Annotated in this window: 18 protein-coding genes; 5 read left to right on the plus strand and 13 right to left on the minus strand. The window is 71.2% G+C overall.

Annotated features, from left to right (window positions below; genetic code table 11):
- Nucleotides 1-15: 15 nt before the first annotated feature.
- Nucleotides 16-1,017, minus strand: coding sequence for a LacI family DNA-binding transcriptional regulator (locus AB0L64_RS19115; RefSeq protein ID WP_363711674.1), 1,002 nt, complete (start codon nucleotides 1,015-1,017; stop codon nucleotides 16-18).
- A 43-nt stretch (nucleotides 1,018-1,060) separates the two neighbouring features.
- A complete protein-coding gene (locus AB0L64_RS19120; protein ID WP_363711676.1) occupies nucleotides 1,061-1,582 on the minus strand; it encodes a dihydrofolate reductase family protein in 522 nt (173 codons plus the stop codon).
- A gap of 76 nt (nucleotides 1,583-1,658) precedes the next feature.
- On the opposite strand from AB0L64_RS19120, the gene AB0L64_RS19125 reads away from it, so the two are divergent.
- On the plus strand, nucleotides 1,659-2,519 hold the full coding sequence (locus AB0L64_RS19125) for a LysR family transcriptional regulator (protein WP_363711678.1): 861 nt from the start codon (nucleotides 1,659-1,661) through the stop codon (nucleotides 2,517-2,519).
- Between the two features lie 36 nt (nucleotides 2,520-2,555).
- Nucleotides 2,556-3,281 (plus strand): hypothetical protein, encoded by a 726-nt coding sequence (locus AB0L64_RS19130; RefSeq protein ID WP_363711680.1) that lies wholly within the window; start codon nucleotides 2,556-2,558, stop codon nucleotides 3,279-3,281.
- A gap of 21 nt (nucleotides 3,282-3,302) precedes the next feature.
- On the opposite strand, the gene AB0L64_RS19135 is transcribed toward AB0L64_RS19130, so the two are convergent.
- Together AB0L64_RS19135 and AB0L64_RS19140 are read right to left on the minus strand one after the other, a co-directional pair.
- Nucleotides 3,303-4,184 (minus strand): alpha/beta hydrolase fold domain-containing protein, encoded by an 882-nt coding sequence (locus AB0L64_RS19135; RefSeq protein WP_363711682.1) that lies wholly within the window; start codon nucleotides 4,182-4,184, stop codon nucleotides 3,303-3,305.
- Complete coding sequence (locus tag AB0L64_RS19140) at nucleotides 4,181-4,708, minus strand: DinB family protein (protein WP_363711684.1); 528 nt, start codon at nucleotides 4,706-4,708, stop codon at nucleotides 4,181-4,183. Before AB0L64_RS19140 ends, AB0L64_RS19135 begins: the two co-directional genes overlap by 4 nt.
- A 104-nt stretch (nucleotides 4,709-4,812) precedes the next feature.
- Here AB0L64_RS19140 and AB0L64_RS19145 point away from each other — a divergent pair, with 104 nt between their 5' ends.
- Nucleotides 4,813-5,730 carry a 2-dehydropantoate 2-reductase gene (locus tag AB0L64_RS19145; RefSeq protein WP_363711686.1) on the plus strand — a complete coding sequence of 306 codons (918 nt, stop codon included), beginning with the start codon at nucleotides 4,813-4,815 and terminating at the stop codon, nucleotides 5,728-5,730.
- A 147-nt stretch (nucleotides 5,731-5,877) separates the two neighbouring features.
- Here the strand turns inward: AB0L64_RS19145 and AB0L64_RS19150 are convergent, their stop codons facing one another.
- Nucleotides 5,878-6,303: a MarR family transcriptional regulator gene (locus tag AB0L64_RS19150; protein ID WP_363711688.1), complete on the minus strand. Its 426-nt coding sequence runs from the start codon at nucleotides 6,301-6,303 to the stop codon at nucleotides 5,878-5,880.
- A gap of 114 nt (nucleotides 6,304-6,417) precedes the next feature.
- On the opposite strand from AB0L64_RS19150, the gene AB0L64_RS19155 reads away from it, so the two are divergent.
- Entirely contained in the window at nucleotides 6,418-8,310 is a 1,893-nt protein-coding gene (locus AB0L64_RS19155) for an ABC transporter ATP-binding protein (RefSeq protein ID WP_363711690.1), read from the plus strand.
- A 56-nt stretch (nucleotides 8,311-8,366) separates the two neighbouring features.
- Entirely contained in the window at nucleotides 8,367-10,700 is a 2,334-nt protein-coding gene (locus tag AB0L64_RS19160; RefSeq protein ID WP_363711692.1) for a glycoside hydrolase family 95 protein, read from the plus strand.
- A 170-nt stretch (nucleotides 10,701-10,870) separates the two neighbouring features.
- Here AB0L64_RS19160 and AB0L64_RS19165 read toward each other — a convergent pair whose 3' ends face one another.
- The 8 genes from AB0L64_RS19165 to sigK form a co-directional block, all read right to left on the minus strand.
- Complete coding sequence (locus AB0L64_RS19165) at nucleotides 10,871-11,635, minus strand: SDR family NAD(P)-dependent oxidoreductase (protein WP_363711694.1); 765 nt, start codon at nucleotides 11,633-11,635, stop codon at nucleotides 10,871-10,873.
- 278 nt (nucleotides 11,636-11,913) lie between these two features.
- Nucleotides 11,914-12,129 carry an antitoxin gene (locus AB0L64_RS19170; RefSeq protein WP_363711696.1) on the minus strand — a complete coding sequence of 72 codons (216 nt, stop codon included), beginning with the start codon at nucleotides 12,127-12,129 and terminating at the stop codon, nucleotides 11,914-11,916.
- Between the two features lie 83 nt (nucleotides 12,130-12,212).
- A complete protein-coding gene (locus tag AB0L64_RS19175; protein WP_363711698.1) occupies nucleotides 12,213-12,968 on the minus strand; it encodes an isocitrate lyase/phosphoenolpyruvate mutase family protein in 756 nt (251 codons plus the stop codon).
- The gene (locus AB0L64_RS19180; protein WP_363711700.1) at nucleotides 12,968-13,918 is read right to left on the minus strand and encodes a sigma-70 family RNA polymerase sigma factor; all 951 of its coding nucleotides are present in this window, start codon (nucleotides 13,916-13,918) and stop codon (nucleotides 12,968-12,970) included. Before AB0L64_RS19180 ends, AB0L64_RS19175 begins: the two co-directional genes overlap by 1 nt.
- Complete coding sequence (locus AB0L64_RS19185; RefSeq protein WP_363711702.1) at nucleotides 13,915-15,297, minus strand: DHA2 family efflux MFS transporter permease subunit; 1,383 nt, start codon at nucleotides 15,295-15,297, stop codon at nucleotides 13,915-13,917. The genes AB0L64_RS19180 and AB0L64_RS19185 overlap by 4 nt, the downstream gene beginning before the upstream one ends.
- A 57-nt stretch (nucleotides 15,298-15,354) precedes the next feature.
- The gene (locus AB0L64_RS19190; RefSeq protein WP_363711704.1) at nucleotides 15,355-15,795 is read right to left on the minus strand and encodes a PaaI family thioesterase; all 441 of its coding nucleotides are present in this window, start codon (nucleotides 15,793-15,795) and stop codon (nucleotides 15,355-15,357) included.
- Between the two features lie 13 nt (nucleotides 15,796-15,808).
- Complete coding sequence (locus AB0L64_RS19195) at nucleotides 15,809-16,531, minus strand: anti-sigma factor (RefSeq protein WP_363711706.1); 723 nt, start codon at nucleotides 16,529-16,531, stop codon at nucleotides 15,809-15,811.
- Nucleotides 16,528-17,139, minus strand: coding sequence for an ECF RNA polymerase sigma factor SigK (sigK, locus tag AB0L64_RS19200; RefSeq protein WP_363711708.1), 612 nt, complete (start codon nucleotides 17,137-17,139; stop codon nucleotides 16,528-16,530). Before sigK ends, AB0L64_RS19195 begins: the two co-directional genes overlap by 4 nt.

Below are 17,139 nucleotides of genomic sequence, written 5' to 3' on the forward strand. Positions count from 1 at the left end.
TTGCACGTCAACGCATCACGGCGCGGGTTTCGGTGCCGGCGCGGTCGTCGCGCGGGTGACCAGGTGCGTCGCGATCGTCACGCACCCGGCGCTCGGCTCGGTGGCCTCCAGCAGGTCGACGAGCAGCTTCGCGGCCGCCGTGCCGGCGGTCGCCGCCCCGGCCGACACGCTGGTCAGTGCGGGCGTGGTGAGCGGGGCGAGGGTGTCGTCACAGCCGACCAGGCTGAAGTCCGCCGGCACCGAGAGGCCGCGCACCTCGAGCCCGGCCAGCACTCCCTGCGAGACCACGTCGTCGAACGCGATCGCCGCGGTCGCCCCGGACCGGACGAGCGCCGACACCGAGTCCCGCCCGGCCGTGTAGGTCGGGCGCCCGACCTCGATGATCTCGACCGTCAGTCCCGCCTTCGCGGACGTCTGCGTGAGCGTCTCCCGGCGCTGCTGGTCCGACCAGGAGTCACGCGGTCCGGCCAGGTACGCGAGCCGCTCGTGGCCGAGTTTCTTCAGCAGCAGCACGGCCTCGGTCATCCCGCCCGACGAATCGATCAGCACCCGTGAGATGCCGTCCAGGTCGCGGTTCACCAGGACGACCGGACGGGTCGCGGCCAGTCCGCGGATCACCTCCTCGGACAGCCGCGGCGAGGCGAGCACGAAGCCCTCGACCTGCGGCGCCAGCCGGGCGATCAGCTTGGCCTCCCGCTCCGCCGACTCGTCGGAGTCGCCGAGGAACACCGCGAGGTCGGCGGTCTCGGCGGCGAGTTGCAGGCTCCGCACCAGCGGCGGGAAGAACGGGTTCGCAATGTCCGGTACGACGACCGCGATGTTCCCGAACCGGCCGGTCGACAGCGCCCGCGCGGCCTGGTTCCCGACGTACCCGAGCCGGGCCGCGACCGCGCGGACGTGCTCGACGGTCTCCGGGCTGAGCAGTTGCGGCCGGGTGAAGGCCCGCGACACCGTCGACCGCGACACCTCGGCGGCGATCGCGACCTCGCGAATCGTGACCCCGGTACGTGTTGCCATGCGGCCACGATAGTGCAACCGGTTGCATCACTTCACGATCCCGTCACTTCACGATCCCGAACCGGAAGTTCAGGTTCTCGGCCGTGCGGAGCTTCAGCCGGGTCGGGTGCACGCCGGGGCTGTCGTAGAAGCGGACGCCTTCGCCCAGCAGCACGGGGACGACGTGCAGGACGATCTCGTCGACCAGGCCGGCGTTCAGTGCCAGGCGGGGAACGGCGCCGCCGGTGACGACGAGATTCCGGCCGGCGGCCGCGCGCAGCCCCTCCGCCACCACGTCGCGGATGTCGCCGCTCACGTAGGTGAACTCCGGGATCGGGTTCGTGGCCGGGGCCTTGCGCGTGTAGACGAGGATCGGGCCCTGCCACGCCCCGCCGTACGGACGGTTCTCGCCGACCGCCTCGACCCGCTTGCCGCCGCACAGGAACGCGCCACAGCCGGCAATCACCTCCGAGCCGAGACCGGACGGCCCGCCGTCCGCGAGCGAGGTCCAGCCGAGGTTGTCGTCGCGGTCCCCGATGAAGCCGTCGAGGGACATCGTCATGTGCCAGATCACTGTGCCGGTCATGGTCACCAGCGTCGCCCGGCGGCCATTCATGCGTCCAATGCCAATCCGACGGCAGAGGCATAGATAGCATCGATACATGCTCGATCTGGTCCGGCTGCGGGTGCTGGCCGCGGTTGCCGCGCACGGTTCGGTCACGGCGGCGGCCGCGGCGCTGCACTACACGCAGCCCACCGTCAGTCATCACCTCGCCCGGCTGGAGGCCGCGACGGGAGCGAAGCTGGTGCAGAAGGCCGGCCGCGGGATCCGGCTCACCCCGGAAGGGGAGGTGCTCGCCCGCCGTGCCGCCGAGATCGTCGGCCGCGTCGACGCCGCCGACGCCGAGCTCGCCGCGCTCGTGGGCCTGCGCTCCGGCCGGGTCCGGGTCGGCGCCTTCAGCTCGGCACTCAGCGAACTCGTGCCACCGGCCGCGGCCGAGCTGCGCCGCGACTACCCGGACCTCCGGCTGGAACTCACCGACGCCCACCCGCGGGTCGCCGGACGGCAGCTGCGGGCGGGGGACATCGACCTCGCGATCGTGTTCCGGTACGACGACGAGCAGCCGGACGACGGCATCCGCTACAGCTACCTGCGCGACGACCCGATCCACCTGCTGAGCAGCCGCCCCGGTGAGACCCTCGCCGACCATCGCGACTCGGACTGGATCGCCGGCTGCGAGAACTGCCGCCGCGAGCTGCTGCAGCACTGCGCCGACGCCGGGTTCACGCCGCGGATCGCGTTCACCAGCGACGACGTGATCGTCAAGCAGGCCCTCGTCCGGGCCGGGCTCGGCGTCACCACCTCACCCGGCCTGGCGCTGCGCTCCCACCTCGCCGACGGGGTGTGCTCGACGGAGCTGCCGGTCGTCCGGCGCATCTTCCTCGCGACGTACGGCGAACCGCCCGACCCGCCGGCCACAGCAGCCTTCATTGCAGCCCTGAAACGCGTCACACTGGCCTGAGGACTCCGGTTGCAGGGCCGGGCGATGGGGCACTGGGTGAGCATGGTGGATGCCGAGCTGCGATATCTGCGGATCTGGCGGGCAGCCGTGGTGGTGCTGGCCGTGATCGGAGTGCTGGCCGCGCTGGTGTTCGTGTCACCGGCGACCAATCTCGCGGCCTTCGTGGTCGCCGCGTTCACCACCGGAGCGATCTTTCTCAGTATCGGCCTCGGCCGCGACCTGCCGTCCTCGGACCTGCTGCACGTGGTGCCGCGGGGCGCGGTGCTCGGCGGACTCTGCCTGCTCGCGGTCTGCGGGTACGCCGCCGCGATCGGGGCGCCCACCGCGGTCCTGCTGCTGCTGATCGTCGGGATCTCGCCCCCGGTCGTGGGATGGCTGCGCGCCGGTCGCCCTGAGCGGCCGGCGCGGACGCTGCCACGCCGGCGCATCCGGTTGCCCAAGGCATCGAGTCGGCAGCTCAAGGCGGTCCGCGCGAACCCCGACCCGACCGCCCAGTGGCCGATGCCGAAGTACCTGACCGCCGTGGTGCGCAGCGTCGGCGAGTTGAGCGACGAGGAGCTGTGCCTGGCCTGGCGCCGCAGTTTCAATCAGCTCCAGCGCGCGATGAGTGCCGACCACCGGCAGGCGATGGTCGACGTACGGCGGGCCTACCTGGACGAGCTCGAACGCCGCCATCCCGACTCGTTCACCACCTGGCTGGCGTCGAACCCGCGCGCCGCCGGCAACCCGGCCCGGTTCTTCACCCACCGCGCCGACCACTAGGACCCAGGCCCCAGAAAGGCCCTAGCCGAGCGCGGCCCGCAGATCCGCCGCGATCAGCTCGACCGCGTGCCGCCCGGCGGAGAGCGCCGCCGGGAAGTTCAGGAACGCGTGCATCGTGTCCGCGTACTCGACCAGCCGCGTCGGGACGCCGTCCTGCTCCAGACGACCGGCGTACGCGAGCGCGTCGTCGCGCAACCAGTCCCGCCCGGCCGCGAGCATCAGCGTCGGCGGCAGCCCGGCGAGCGTCGCGGCCTGCAGCGGTACGGCGCCCGCGGGGACGTCGCGTGCTCCGAAGTACCACTCGTGCCAGTCGGCGGCCGGATGCAGGTCCAGGACCGGGTAGCACAGGATCTGCCGGTCGGGGAGTGGCGCACCCGCGTCGCGGGCGAGCTGGCACGCGCCGGCCGCCAGTGCTCCGCCCGCGCTCTGGCCCCCGACGGCGATTCGTCCGTCACCGTCCACGTTCGCGCGGATCCAGGCGAGTGTGTCGCTGACGTCGTGAAGCCCCGCTGGGCAAGGGTTCTCGGGCGCGAGGCGATAGTTGAGTGAGACCACCGTGGCGTTGCCGGCGGCGGCGATCCCGGAGGCCGCGAACTCGATGTCCCGCAGGTCCCCGCCGACGAATCCGCCGCCGTGCAGCCAGAGCAGGACCGGCCGGGGCCGCGGTGACGCCCGGTAGAGCCGGGCCTGGAGCGTGCGGCCGGGCAACTCGATCGCGAGGTTCTCGACGGCGACCCGCGGGTCACGTTCGCCGGCCACGGCCGGGTCGGGCAGTTCCTCCCGATCGAGCAGCAGCGCCTGGTACGGATCGAGTCCTGGATGATCCGGCTGGTCGGCGAGCAGCTTCCGCAGGGCGTCCGTCTCGGGCCCGTACTGCGGGCTGTCGACGATCTCGTGGATCATGCGCGCACCATAGCCAGGTGGCGGGCCGCGTGCGCGAACAGGATCCCGTCCGGTGTGGTCGAGACGTACTCCGCCAGCGCGCCGATGCCGCCGTCGAACCCGGCGCCCGTCGACGGATCCGTCCAGGTGCCGTCGTCGTACTGCGAGATCTCGTCGACGAGCGCGGCGCCGACGCTGCGGAACCGGTGCAGCACGAGCTCGGACGGGATCCGCCGGCCCGCCTCCACGCCGCCGAGGTTCAGTGCGCGCCCGCTGTCGGCGGTCTCCCAGCGCGGATCGAGACTCCAGTGCAGCCGGGCGGCCCGGGCGTCCCGCAGCACGGCGAGGGTGATCTCGTCCCACATCAGCACGTGCGCGACCAGATCGTGCAGCGAGTCGCAGAAGTCGCCGAGCGGCCCGGCGGTCACGTCGTACGGCGCGCGCAGCTCGGTCTCGCTCAAGCCTTCGGTCCGGCTCAGCAGCAGGTCCTGGTCGCGCCGGATGAGCTCGGCCGCCTGCGCGGGTGTTGTCGTCGGTGTACGCATGCCGACAATCAACCAGCCCGGACGGGGCTGGCGCGGTCGATTGCGCGAACCTCTCAATCCACCGCGCTACGGTTACCAGTTGAATCGGACAGAGGGAGTGGGCTGTGAGGATCGGGATCGTCGGCGCGGGCGGGGTGGGCGGTTATTTCGGCGCGCGGCTGGCCGCCGCCGGGCAGGACGTGGCGTTCGTCGCGCGGGGCAAGCACCTGGAAGCGATGAACGCCGACGGGCTCGCGGTGCTGAGCCCGGCCGGTGACCTGCGGCTGCCGGTGCGGGCGACGAGCGATCCGGCGCAGATCGGTCCGGTCGACTACGTGCTGGTCTGTGTGAAGACGTGGCAACTGCCCGAAGCGATCGCCGCGATCCGGCCGCTGGTGGGCGCGGACACCGCGATCGTCACCGTGCAGAACGGGGTCGAGGCGCCCGGCCAGGTCGCGGACGTCTACGGGCGGGACGCTGTACTGCCCGGTGCCGCGGAGGTGATCGCGTACGTCGAGAGTCCTGGTGTCGTCCGGCACCTCGGCAACGGGAAGCTCAACGTCGGGGAGTGGGACAACCAGGTCACGCCGCGGACCGACCGGCTGCGGGACGCGGTCGCCGGCGCGGGCCTGCAGGCGAACGTCCCGGACGACATCTGGGCGGCGCTGTGGACGAAGTTCCTGTCGGTCGTTCCGGGTGGCGGCCTCGGTACGGCGACCGGCGCCGCGTACGGCGTGCTCCGCACCCACCCCGCCACCCGTCGGCTGCTCACCGAGGCCATCACCGAGATCCGCGACGTCGCGCTCGCCCGCGGCATCCGGCTCGCAGCCGACGTCGTACCGCGCACGCTGGCCTGGATCGACCAGCTCCCCGCCGACGGCACCACGTCACTCCAGCGCGACCTGATCGCCGGCCGCCCGTCCGAACTGGACGCCTGGACCGGAGCCGTCGTCCGCCTCGGCAACGCCGCCGGCGTCCCGACCCCGGTCAACACCTTCCTCTACGACCTGGCCACCGCCCGAGCCCTTGCCGCCGGCAACTGACACGCACCGCGGCCCCACCGAACCCGTTTGAGTGGTTAACCCCTGAAGATGCCCCTTCACCTCCCGCATGCGAGGGGTGAAGGGGCATCGTGCGTGGTTAACCGCTGAAATGGCGGTGGGGCGGGGACGGTGCGGGGGCGGGGAGGGTTAGTTGTCGGCCAGGCGCTGGAGCAGGTTTGCCAGGGTTTGCTGTTCCTCGGGGGTCAGGCGCGCCAGTTGGTCGGCCATCACGGCGCGGCGCTTCTCGCGGAGGGTGGAGAGGATCTTCAGGCCGTCGGGCGTGAGATAGACGAGAGTGGCGCGGCGGTCGTGTGGGTCTGGCTGTCGCGCGACGAGGCCAGCTGCCTCGAGATCGTCGACGACCGACGTCGCGGACCGCGGCACGATGCCGAGCTGTGCTGCGAGTTCGCTCAGCCGCAGTAGCCGGTCCGCACGATCGAGCGTCCGCAGTACGCGGAACTGCGCGTGCGTGACGTTCTCGCCGAACCCCTCCCGGGACGCCCGGCGCTGGCGGCGGACGATGCCGTCCAGCAGGCCGGCGATCTGTTCGGCCGCGTCATCAGGCGCATGCATGAGCAGAGCCTAGTGGCCCTTCTTCCCCGGAGGGGAACAAACCGAGGTGGTTGTGAGGTTGACTCATAGTGAGTTAACCTCAGTATATCTTGGTCCCTGACTGGAAGGAACTGCATGTCGCAGATCTCCGGCTTTCCGGGCGGGGGAGCCGGCGGCGGGCGTGCGATGCGTTCGCTGTTGAAGGACTCCTCCGTTCGGCATCACAAGTTGTCGGCGGGCACCCTCCGCCGGATCCTCGGGTTCGCCCGTCCGTACCGCGGCTACCTGGCCGTGTTCCTCGTCCTCGTCGCGTTCGACGCCGGCACCGGCGCGGTCACCCCGCTGCTGTTCCGCGCGATCATCGACCGCGGCATCGTGCCGGGCCATGCCGAGGTCGTCGTCTGGCTCGCTCTCGTCGTCGCATTGCTCGCAATCGCGAACAGCGCGATCACCCTCGCCGAGCGCTGGTTCTCCGCGCGGATCGGCGAGGGCCTCGTCTACGACCTCCGCACCGCCGTGTTCGACCACGTCCAGCAGCTGCCCGTCGCGTTCTTCAGCCGGACCCAGACCGGCGCGCTCATCCAGCGCCTGAACGGCGACGTCCTCGGTGCCCAGCAGGCGTTCACCTCCACACTGTCCAACGTCGTCAGCAACCTGCTCAGCGTCGCGCTGGTGCTCGCTGCGATGTTCGTGATGTCGTGGCAGATCACGCTGCTCGCGCTCGTCGTGCTGCCGCTGTTCGTCATTCCCGCCCGGTTGCTCGCCGGGAAGCTGCGCGCGGCGACAGCGGAGACGTACAAGCTGAACGCCACCATGGCGCAGACCATGACCGAGCGCTTCAACGTCGCCGGCGCTGTGCTCGCCAAGGTGTTCGGCCGGACCGAGGACGCCTCCCGGGACTTCGCCGGGAAGGCCGCCCGGGTCCGCGACATCGGCGTCACCACGTCGATGTACGCCGGTGTCTTCCGCGTCTCGCTGACGCTGGTCGCCGCGCTCGCGGTGGCGCTCGTGTACGGCGTCGGCGGGGTCTTCGCCGTCGAAGGGATGCTCGGGATCGGGACTGTCGTCGCGCTGACGGCGTACCTGAACCGGCTCTACGGCCCGCTGACCGCGCTGTCTAACATCCAGGTCGACGTGATGACCACGCTGGTCAGCTTCGAGCGGGTGCTCGAGGTCCTCGACCTGCCGCCGATGGTTGCCGATCGCAAGGACGCGAAGACGCTGCCGGCGACCGCGGAGCCGTCGATCGAGTTCGACCACGTGTCGTTCCACTATCCGTCCGCGGAAGAGGTGTCGCTCGCCTCGCTGGAGTCGGTCGCGACGCTGTCGGCCGAGACCGGGGACGAGGTGCTGAAGGACGTCACGTTCACCGTCGAGCCGGGGCAGATGGTCGCCGTGGTCGGCCCGTCCGGCGCCGGCAAGTCCACCCTGTCCTCGCTCGTCTCCCGGATGTACGACGCCACCGGCGGCGCCGTCCTGGTCGGCGGTCACGACGTACGGGAGGTCACGCAGACCTCGCTGCGCGCGGCGATCGGGGTGGTCACCCAGGACTCGCACCTGTACCACGACACGATCCGCGCCAATCTGCAGCTGGCCCGCCCGGACGCGACCGACGACGAGCTGCACGCGGCCCTCCGGGCGGCGCAGATCGCTGCCCTCGTCGACAGCCTTCCGGACGGTCTGGACACCGTGGTCGGCGACCGCGGGTACCGGTTGTCCGGCGGCGAACGTCAGCGGCTGGCGATCGCCCGGCTGCTGCTCAAGTCGCCGTCGATCGTGATCCTCGACGAGGCCACCGCGCACCTCGACTCCGAGTCCGAGGCCGCCGTCCAGACCGCGCTCGCGAACGCACTGGTCGGCCGGACGTCGCTCGTCATCGCGCACCGCCTGTCGACGATCCGCAACGCCGACGTCATCCTCGTCCTCGACGACGGCCGCATCCAGGAGCGCGGCACCCACGACGAGCTGCTCGCCCGCGGCGGGCTGTACGCCGACCTCTACGCGACCCAATTCGCCGAGGCCGCCTGACCACCTGCCGGACCCCCGGTCGCGCGGCGCGTCGTGCGCGGGGCAGGATCTGCCGTATGAGAGATCGGATGACTGCGGCCGCCACGGTGCTCACGTACGACGCTCCCGCGGCGGACTGGCTCGCGGCGCTGCCGCTCGGCAACGGCCGGATCGGGGCGATGTGGTTCGGCGGCGCCGAGCGTGACCGGATCGCGCTGAACGACGAGACGCTGTGGTCGGGAAGCCCGGAGACCACCCGCCGGTTGTCGACGCCGATCGGCGAGGTCGGCGCGGCGGCGGTCGACCGGGTCCGGGCCGCGCTGGCGCACGGCGACGTCCGCACGGCCGAGGAGCTCGCGCACGGCTTCCACAGCGGGCACTCGCAGGCGTACATGCCGCTCGGCGACCTGCTGCTGGACTACCGGCCGTCAGGTGCCGTCGCGACCTACCGGCGGCGGCTCGACCTGGACACCGCGGTGGCACGGGCCGAGTACGAGGTCGGCGGCGTCGAGGTCTGGCAGGAAGTGTTCGTCAGCGCACCGGCGCAGGCATTGATCCTACGTCTGGGCGCATCGCAGCCGCTCACAGTGACGCTCAGCCTTACCTCTCAGCTCCGCTCGACCACGGAGGCGGTCGGTGACAACGGGCTGGCGCTGCTGGCGACCTGCCCGTCGTCCGTCGCCCCGCCGCACGGCAACGCCGCCGACCCGATCCAGTACTCCGACGGCGACGACCGTGGCATGAGCGCGGCCGTCGTACTGCGGGCGCAGACCGACGGATCCGTCACGGCGACCGACGAGGCGCTGACCGTCAGCGAAGCGACCGAGCTGTACGTCGTACTCGCCACAGCCACGGGCTATGAAGGACCGTCAACTGCACCGACACGCACCCGCGAAGAGTGCCGCGATGCCGCCGACACGACAGCCCGAACTGCGCTTGCCAAGGCGGAGGACCTGCGTGACGAGCATGTGGCTGACTACCAGGAGCTCTTCCGGCGTTCGGTGCTCACGCTGCCCTCCGATGTCGAGCTGACCACCGACCGGCGGCTCATCACCGCGGGCGACGATCCGGGACTGGCGGCGCTCATCTACAACTTCGGGCGTTACCTGATGATCTCCAGCTCCCGCCCGGGCGGCCTGCCGACCAACCTGCAGGGCATCTGGAACGAGCATCTGCAGCCGCCGTGGAGCAGCAACTACACGGTCAACATCAACACCGAGATGAATTACTGGCCGGCCGAGACGACGTCCCTGTCCGAGTGCCACGAGCCCCTGCTCACGTACGTGGCGAACCTCGCCCAGGCAGGACGCCGTACGGCCGAGGAGCTGTACGGCACGAAGGGCTGGACCGCGCATCACAACGCCGACGCCTGGTGCTGGACCGCGCCCGTCGACGGCAACCCGAAGTGGTCGAACTGGCCGATGGCCGGCGTCTGGCTGTGCCGTCACCTCTGGGACCACTACGCGTTCACCGGCGACCGCGAGTATCTCCGCGACGCGTGGCCGGTGTTGCGCGGTGCCGCCGAGTTCTGTCTCGACTGGCTGTTCGAGCTCCCGGACGGCACGCTCGGTACCGCGCCGTCGACCTCGCCGGAGAACGAGTACGTCGCCGCCGACGGCGAACCCGCCTCGGTCACGACCTCCGCGACGATGGACCTGTCGCTGATCGCGGACCTGTTCGACCGCTGCCTGCAGGCCGCGGCCGAGCTCGAGCTCGCCGACCCCCTCGTCGACGACCTGACCGCCGCCCGCAAGCGCATCCCCGACCCGCGGGTCGGCAGCCGGGGCCAGCTGCAGGAGTGGCTGGCGGACTTCGCCGAGGCCGAGCCGCAGCACCGCCACACGTCTCATCTGATCGGCCTGCACCCCGGCGACCAGATCACCCCGGACGGTACGCCGGAACTCGCTCGGGCCGCGGCCCGCACCCTGGAGCTGCGCGGGGACAAGAGCACGGGCTGGTCGCTGGCGTGGCGGATCTCGTTGTGGGCAAGGCTCCGCGACGGCGCGGCCGCCCACCGTCTGGTCCGCGAGCTGCTGACTCCGGCCTCCGATTCGGGCACCGACTACGTGGGGGACGGCTCGGGCCTGTACCCGAACCTCTTCTGCGCGCACCCGCCGTTCCAGATCGACGGCAACTTCGGTGCGACCGCCGGGATCGCGGAGATGCTGCTGCAGAGCCACACCGGCGAGCTCGAGATCTTCCCCGCGCTGCCGGACGCCTGGCCGGAGGGCTCGATCACCGGTCTGCGCGCCCGCGGCGGCGTCGGCGTCGACCTCACCTGGTCCGCGGACGCGGCACACGCCGTCCTGACGGCCGACCGGGACGGCACCGTCGTCCTCCGCCACGGCGAGCGTCGCGAGGAGGTGTCTCTCACCGCCGGGGTCCCGTACATCTGGACAATTGCCGGATGAGCCGCGATCGGGATCGGCGCGGTCGCACCGGACATCGACTGGACCAGACCGGATCACATCGTGGTGCCCGACCCGGCGACGGCGCCGACGTACGCGAGCCTGCTGCAAACCTTCACCGAGTTGTACGCCGCGATGCGGGCGCAGGTCCACCGGCCGGCGCGGGGCGCGCTCTAGGTCAGGTCGCGGACGTGCAGGACGGTGCCGCTGGCGACGTCACGGTCGAGCAGCGACCAGATGGACCGCGCCACCGTCTCGGGTTTGGAGAGCTTGCCGAGGGCCTCCATCTCGCGGAAGCGGCTCGACACCGGGACCTCGAACGGACTGGCCGCGCGCAGCTCGGCCTGCATTGCCGTGTCGACCGAGCCGGGTGACACGGAGACGACCCGGCAGCCGGGATGTCGGCGCCGCTGCTCGAGCCCGACCGTGCGCACCCATTGGTCGATCGCGGCCTTGCCCGCGCAGTAGCTGGACTCGCCCTCGTGCGGTCTGCTCGCCGCACCGGACGACACCATGATCAGGTGCTGTTCGCAGTCGCGCCCGGACAGCGCGCTCAGGAACGACTGCCCGAGCACCTGCGCGGCCGCGGAGTTCAACAGCACGTTACGGGTGTACTGCTCGGTGTCGACATGATCCGCCGAGCCGAGCGGCGTCAGCGTCCCGGCGTTGTGGATGAACACCACCAGTTCCGGATCGCCGGCCTCGACCCGCTGCCGGAAGTCCTTGTCGACCACCGGCCACGAGTCCGGGTCGGCGAGATCCACCGCGACATGGTGCGCCCCCGGCGTACCGCCACGGCGTGAGATGTCGATCAGCTCGGCGCTCTCGAACGGAATCGTCGCCGCCAGCGCGGCCCCCAGTCCGGCCGACGCGCCAGAGATCCAGACCAGGATCCGCCGTAGCGGCGTCACCGGCTTCCCGTCCCCGAGCGCAGGCAAAAATCCAGCATCATGCAGTTCCCCCCTGCAGCCCCATCCACCCCTTGCTAGAGGCAGAGTACGTCCTGAGGCCCGCGAGACGTAGCCCCCTCGGCGTTTCTCACCCCGTGCGACGGCTCGGTCGCCCGCAGCGTCTGCCGGTGAACGCTCAGCGGGCTCTCAGCAACCTGTTGCCAAGAGCATCGACCAGAGCCTCGGCGGCACCCTGCCGGAGGTACGCCGGACGGCCGCGGCGAAGTTCCGCGGCCGCTCGGGCGTACCGACGCGCCGGAACGAGCTCAGGAATCGTTGTCCCGGAGGTCGTCGTTCTGGCCGTCGAGGTTGTCCAGCTGGTCCCGGGCCATGTCGGTGCCCTGGTCGATCTTGTCGCCGTACTTGCCGCCGGTCTTCTCGTCGGCGAACTCGCCGGCCTTGTCCAGGCCCTCGTCGACCTTGTCGCCGTGCTCGTCGACCAGGTCGCCGGCCTTGTCCTTCATGTTGTCGAACATGCCCATCGCGGTTTCCCCGTTCTCTCGATGGTTGCCTTCCACTACCGAACCGCCATTACCCGATCGCCCGGATCCCACACACCGGCCGGTCAGGCAGTGAACGGATTCCGATCCGCCGTGAGGGCCGGGAGCACGGTCCCGGCGAACGTCGCGTAGAGGTGCCGCTGGAACATCGGGCCGAAGCTCACCCGGGCGACACCTCGCGCGGCGTAGTCCGCGACGGAATTGACACCCTGCCCGTAGCCGACGTTCACCGGGCCGTCGATCTGCGTGGTGAGCGTGCAGATCAGGTCGAGGTCGCCGACGCCGATCGGGTACACGCAGTCGGCGCCGGCGGCCAGGTAGCGGTTGCCGCGGTCGAGCGCGGTCGCCAGCTGTTCGTCCGCCGTACCGGCTCGGCGGACGAACGTGTCGATCCGGGCGTTGATCACGAGTGCGTCGCCGGCCGCGGCCCGCACCGCGGCCAGGAAGTCCTCCTGCACGCCGGCGTCGATCATCCGGCCGGTCGCCGGATCGGAGTCCTCCAGGTTGAGTCCGACGGCGCCGGTCGCGACGAAGCGCTCGACCAGCTCAGCCGGAGCCAGGTGGTACCCACGCTCGAAGTCGACCGTGACCGGCACGGACACCGACCGCGCGATCCGCGCCGCGGCCGCCAGGACGTCGTCGACCGGCGCATACTCACCGTCGTCGTACCCGAGGACCGCCGCTGTGGCGTTGCTGCTGGTCGCGACCGCGGCGAAGCCGGCCTCCTCGACCAGGCGGGCCGAGGCCGCGTCCCAGGCGTTCGGTACGACGAGCGGCGTGCCGGGAACGTGCAGCTCCCGCAAAGTAGTTGCTGAAGACATCAGGATCTCCTGTGGATCAGGGGCAGCCCGAAGGCTGGGAACAAGGCAGGCTGATGAAACGCGAGCACGGCCGAGATCTCGTCCTTGGTACAGGTCAGGACCTTGATCGAGTGCGCATGGAAGTGGTCGTCGGAGCCGTGGATGTAGAGCGCGAACGCGGGCTGTCCGTTCGCCGAGGTCTCGACCAGGACCCGTCGGTCCGGCCCCGGCCGCAGCTTCGCGTCGAGCAGCCGCAGCACGTCGGCACGCCCGCTGAACCAGGTCAGGATCGGCGGCATCTCCCACCGCGCGTCCGCGCTGAACAGCCCTTCCAGAGCGACGAGGTCCTTGCTCTCCATCGCCGCCTGGAACTGGTCGAGCAGCGCCCGTCGTACCGGCTCGTGCGGCTCGCTCAGGTCGTCCTCCCGCGGTCGCAGCCGGGCGAGCTCGGCCCGTGCCCGCTGCAGCGAACTGTTCACCGCGGCGGTCGTTGTGTCGAGCAACGACGCGACCTCCGCGGCAGGCCAGGTGAGGACCTCGCGCAGGATCAGTACGGCGCGCTGCCGCGGCGGCAGGTGCTGCATCGCGGCGACCATCGCCAGCCGCAGGCTCGCGCGGTCGCCGACCACCGCGGCCGGGTCGGCGCCGAGCAACCGGTCCGGGAACGGCTCCAGCCACGGCACCTCCAGCGCCTGGCCGTGCAGCTCGTCCGGATCGTTGCCCGGGGCACCCAGCGCTGACGGGACGACCCGCCGGCTGCTGTGCTGCAGGAGGTTCAGGCACACGTTGGTGGCGATCCGGTACAGCCAGGTCCGGACCGACGAACGGTGCTCGAAGTCCGCGTGACCACGCCAGGCGCGCAGGTACGTCTCCTGGACGGCGTCCTCGGCGTCGTGCAGCGACCCGAGCATCCGGTAGCAGTGCGCCACCAGCTCAACCCGGTACTGCGCGAACTCCTCCTCGAGATTCATCGGACTCCTTCCACCACCTTCTCCGGCACGACCTCGGCCCTGCGGCGGGCGGCGACGGCCAGCCCCGAGACGGCCCCGAGCAACGACAGTACGCCGCACCCCGCGAGCGCCCGGGCGAAGCCGTCACCGGTGTAGCCGCCCGCGGCGGTGAACACCGACCCGAGCACGGCCACCCCGGCCGCGCCGCCGAGCTGCCGGTTCATGCTGTAGATCCCGGACGCGATCCCGACCGCCTCCCGGGGCAGCGCCGCCATCGCCGCGCTCTGCGCCGCGGGCATCGCGAGCGAGATCCCGCAGCCGGTGACCACCAGCGGCACGACCAGCCCCCAGTAGTGGTCCGCGCCGCGGCTGACCCAGAACATGCCGGCGGTCTGCAGCGCCATACCGATCACCACGAGCGGGCGCTCGCCGACGCGCTCGACCAGCCGGCCGGCGATCGGGCCGACCACGAACAGGGTCGCGGTCCACGGCAGGAGCTGCAGACCGGCCTTCAACGGCGCCGATCCGAGCACGGCCTGCATGTACTGGGACAGGAAGAAGACCGCGCTGAACAACGCCGCGCTGAGGAAGAAGCCGGCCGAGTTCGCCGCGCTGAACGTCCGGTTCCGGAAGAACGCGAGCGGAACCATCGCGTGATCCGTCCGCCGCTCCCACCAGCCGAACGCAGCCAGCATGACCACCCCGGCCCCGAACCCGCCGAGGACCTCCGCGCTCGTCCAGCCGGCCGATTCACCGCGCACCGTGCCCCAGACCAGCCCGAGTACGGCGAGGCTGATCAGGACCGCGCCGACGAGGTCGAGCCGTCGCGCCGGGCCGGTGCTCTCACCGATCTTCGTCAGCACCAACGCGATCGCGGCCACGCCGATCGGCACGTTGATCCAGAAGATCCACTGCCACGACAGCCCTTCGGTGACCGCGCCGCCGATCAGCGGACCGCCCAGTACGGCGATCCCCGTGACGCCGCTGAACACGCCAATCGCCCGGCCGCGCCGCTCAGGCGGGAAGGCGGCCCCGAGCAGCCCCATCGCCAGCGGCATCACCATCGCCGCACCGACGCCCTGCACGGCCCGGGCCGCGATCAGCAGCGGCAAGGTCGTCGCCAGGGCGCAGGCGACGGACGCGGCCGTGAACACGGCCAGCCCGGCGGCGTACGTCCGTCGTCGGCCCAGACGGTCACCGATCGCGGCGGCCGTCATCAGCAACATCGCAAAACTCAGCCCGTAGGCGTTGACCGTCCACTCCAGCTGCTCGGCCGACGCGCCAAGATCCGCCCGGATCGTGGTCAACGCCGCGGCAACCACCAGAACGTCCAACGCCACCATGACCGACCCGATCGAGGCCAGTCCCAGAACCCATCTCTGCTCAGCAGTCTCTTTCACACCCCTACAGACCGCCGCCGAGCCCCGAACTCATCGCCGCGATGAGAGAAAGTCCGCTCAGCGTTCGGGTCGGGACTCGATCTGGATGAGGGTTTGCTGACCGGCGGCCACCAGAGTGCGGTGGGTGGAGGTGATGCCGAAGACCTCCAGGCGGCAGATGGTGAGGGTGCGGCCGGGCTTGATCACCGTGCCGACGGCCTCCAGTTGGTCGCCCTCGGCCGGGGCCAGCAGGTTGATCTTGAACTCGACCGTGAGCACCGACGTACCCTCCGGGAACAGCGTGAACGCGGCGTACCCGCCGGCGCTGTCCGCGATCGAGCTCGTCGCGCCGGCGTGGAAGTAGCCGTGCTGCTGCGTGACCTCGGGCCGGCTCGGCAGCACGATGCGCACCTCGCCCGGCCCGATGTGCGCGATCCGCGCCCCGAGATGGGTCATCAGCCCCTGGCGGTCGAAGCTCGCCTGAACCCGCTCCCGTACCTCGGCCGCCGCCTGCTCCATACCCGGGACGCTACTAGGTCAACGCGATCAGCGCGGCCGCGGGCAGCGTCGGCGTCGGGGATCCGCCGGCGGGCTCGACGGTGAGCCCGAACGCCGTCATCCCGGCGGTCGAGCCGTTGACGACCTGAGTGAGGTCGCCCGCGGCCAGGCCGACCGAGTGCGCGGTCTTGCCCTGGTCGATCATCCACAGTTGCCACGTCCGGTCGTCGGGCAGCTTCGGAAGGCCCCGTAGTACGACGACCGATTTGTCGGCCTGCGCCGATGTGACGACCGTGGCCTGACCGCCGCCCTGGACCGCCCCGTGAACGGTCCGCGCGTCGGGTTGGGCCAGAACGGCCGCCACCTGCCGGTTGGCACGCTCCGCCGCCTGCCGGTCCCGGTACTGGTCGACCGCGACCCCGCCGCTGAGCGCGACCGCGGCGGCCGCAGCAGCGAGCGTGAGCACCGACCGGCGACCGAACCGGCGCGGTACGGCGGGGCTGGCCGACCCGCCCTCGACGACCGGGGGGAGCTGCCGGACGTGCTCGATCGCCGCCATCACGTTCGCCTTCAGGGCGGGCGGTGGCGAGTCCGACACCTGGGTGGCCAGTTTCACCGCGGCCGCGCGGAGCTCGGCGACCTCGGTGGTGCAGAACGCGCATTCGGCCAGGTGGGCTTCGAAGCGGACCCGTTCGTCGTCGGGTAGCGCGTCGAGAACGTACGGACCGGTGAGGGTATGCACATCGGGTTCCGTCATGATCCTTGCCCCCTTGTGGCTCCGAGGCAGTCGCGGAGCCGGATCAGGCCGTCGCGCATTCTCGCCTTGATGGTCGGAAGCTTGGCGCCGAGTTGCTGGGCGACCTCCGGGTAGGTGTAGCCGTTGTAGTACGCGAGCTCGATGGACTCCCGTTGCAGCTCGGTCAGCGAATCGAGGCAGCGCCGTACCTGCTCGGCCTCGAGCCGGGTGCTGACGGTGTCCGCGACTTGGTCGAACTCGACCTCGGCGGTCCGCGCACCGACCTGCTCGGTGCGGTCGGCGGCAGCCTGCTCGGAGCGGACCCGGTCGACCGCGCGGCGGTGCGCGATGGTCAGGATCCAGGAGTGGGCGGAGCCCCGGCCGGCGTCGTACCGGCTCGCGGTGCGCCAGACGTCGATCATGACCTCCTGGGTCACCTCCTCGGACTGGGCCGGGTTGCGGAGGATCCGCCGTACCAGCCCGAACACCGAGGGGGCGACGCGGTCGTAGAGCGCGCTGAACGCGGCCGTGTCGCCGGTCGCGGTCAGCGCCAGGAGGTCGCCGTCGCCGACCCCGCCGGACCGCGGGTGCGATCCGGCGGGCCAGGGCAGCGAAGTAGGTCCGGTCAC

Origin of the sequence: Kribbella sp. NPDC051936 (genome assembly GCF_040680955.1) — a bacterium.
Lineage (GTDB): Bacteria > Actinomycetota > Actinomycetes > Propionibacteriales > Kribbellaceae > Kribbella.

What these genes read in the sequence shown, in the direction of transcription:
- AB0L64_RS19135 (WP_363711682.1), bottom strand. Translation starts at nt 4,184, where the DNA reads ATGATCCACGAGATCGTCGACAGCCCGCAGTACGGGCCCGAGACGGAC.
- AB0L64_RS19160 (WP_363711692.1), top strand. Translation starts at nt 8,367, where the DNA reads ATGAGAGATCGGATGACTGCGGCCGCCACGGTGCTCACGTACGACGCT.
- AB0L64_RS19150 (WP_363711688.1), bottom strand. Translation starts at nt 6,303, where the DNA reads ATGCATGCGCCTGATGACGCGGCCGAACAGATCGCCGGCCTGCTGGAC.
- AB0L64_RS19125 (WP_363711678.1), top strand. Translation starts at nt 1,659, where the DNA reads ATGCTCGATCTGGTCCGGCTGCGGGTGCTGGCCGCGGTTGCCGCGCAC.
- AB0L64_RS19180 (WP_363711700.1), bottom strand. Translation starts at nt 13,918, where the DNA reads ATGAATCTCGAGGAGGAGTTCGCGCAGTACCGGGTTGAGCTGGTGGCG.
- AB0L64_RS19155 (WP_363711690.1), top strand. Translation starts at nt 6,418, where the DNA reads ATGTCGCAGATCTCCGGCTTTCCGGGCGGGGGAGCCGGCGGCGGGCGT.
- AB0L64_RS19120 (WP_363711676.1), bottom strand. Translation starts at nt 1,582, where the DNA reads ATGACCGGCACAGTGATCTGGCACATGACGATGTCCCTCGACGGCTTC.
- AB0L64_RS19195 (WP_363711706.1), bottom strand. Translation starts at nt 16,531, where the DNA reads ATGACGGAACCCGATGTGCATACCCTCACCGGTCCGTACGTTCTCGAC.
- AB0L64_RS19175 (WP_363711698.1), bottom strand. Translation starts at nt 12,968, where the DNA reads ATGTCTTCAGCAACTACTTTGCGGGAGCTGCACGTTCCCGGCACGCCG.
- AB0L64_RS19170 (WP_363711696.1), bottom strand. Translation starts at nt 12,129, where the DNA reads ATGGGCATGTTCGACAACATGAAGGACAAGGCCGGCGACCTGGTCGAC.
- AB0L64_RS19115 (WP_363711674.1), bottom strand. Translation starts at nt 1,017, where the DNA reads ATGGCAACACGTACCGGGGTCACGATTCGCGAGGTCGCGATCGCCGCC.
- AB0L64_RS19140 (WP_363711684.1), bottom strand. Translation starts at nt 4,708, where the DNA reads ATGCGTACACCGACGACAACACCCGCGCAGGCGGCCGAGCTCATCCGG.
- AB0L64_RS19190 (WP_363711704.1), bottom strand. Translation starts at nt 15,795, where the DNA reads ATGGAGCAGGCGGCGGCCGAGGTACGGGAGCGGGTTCAGGCGAGCTTC.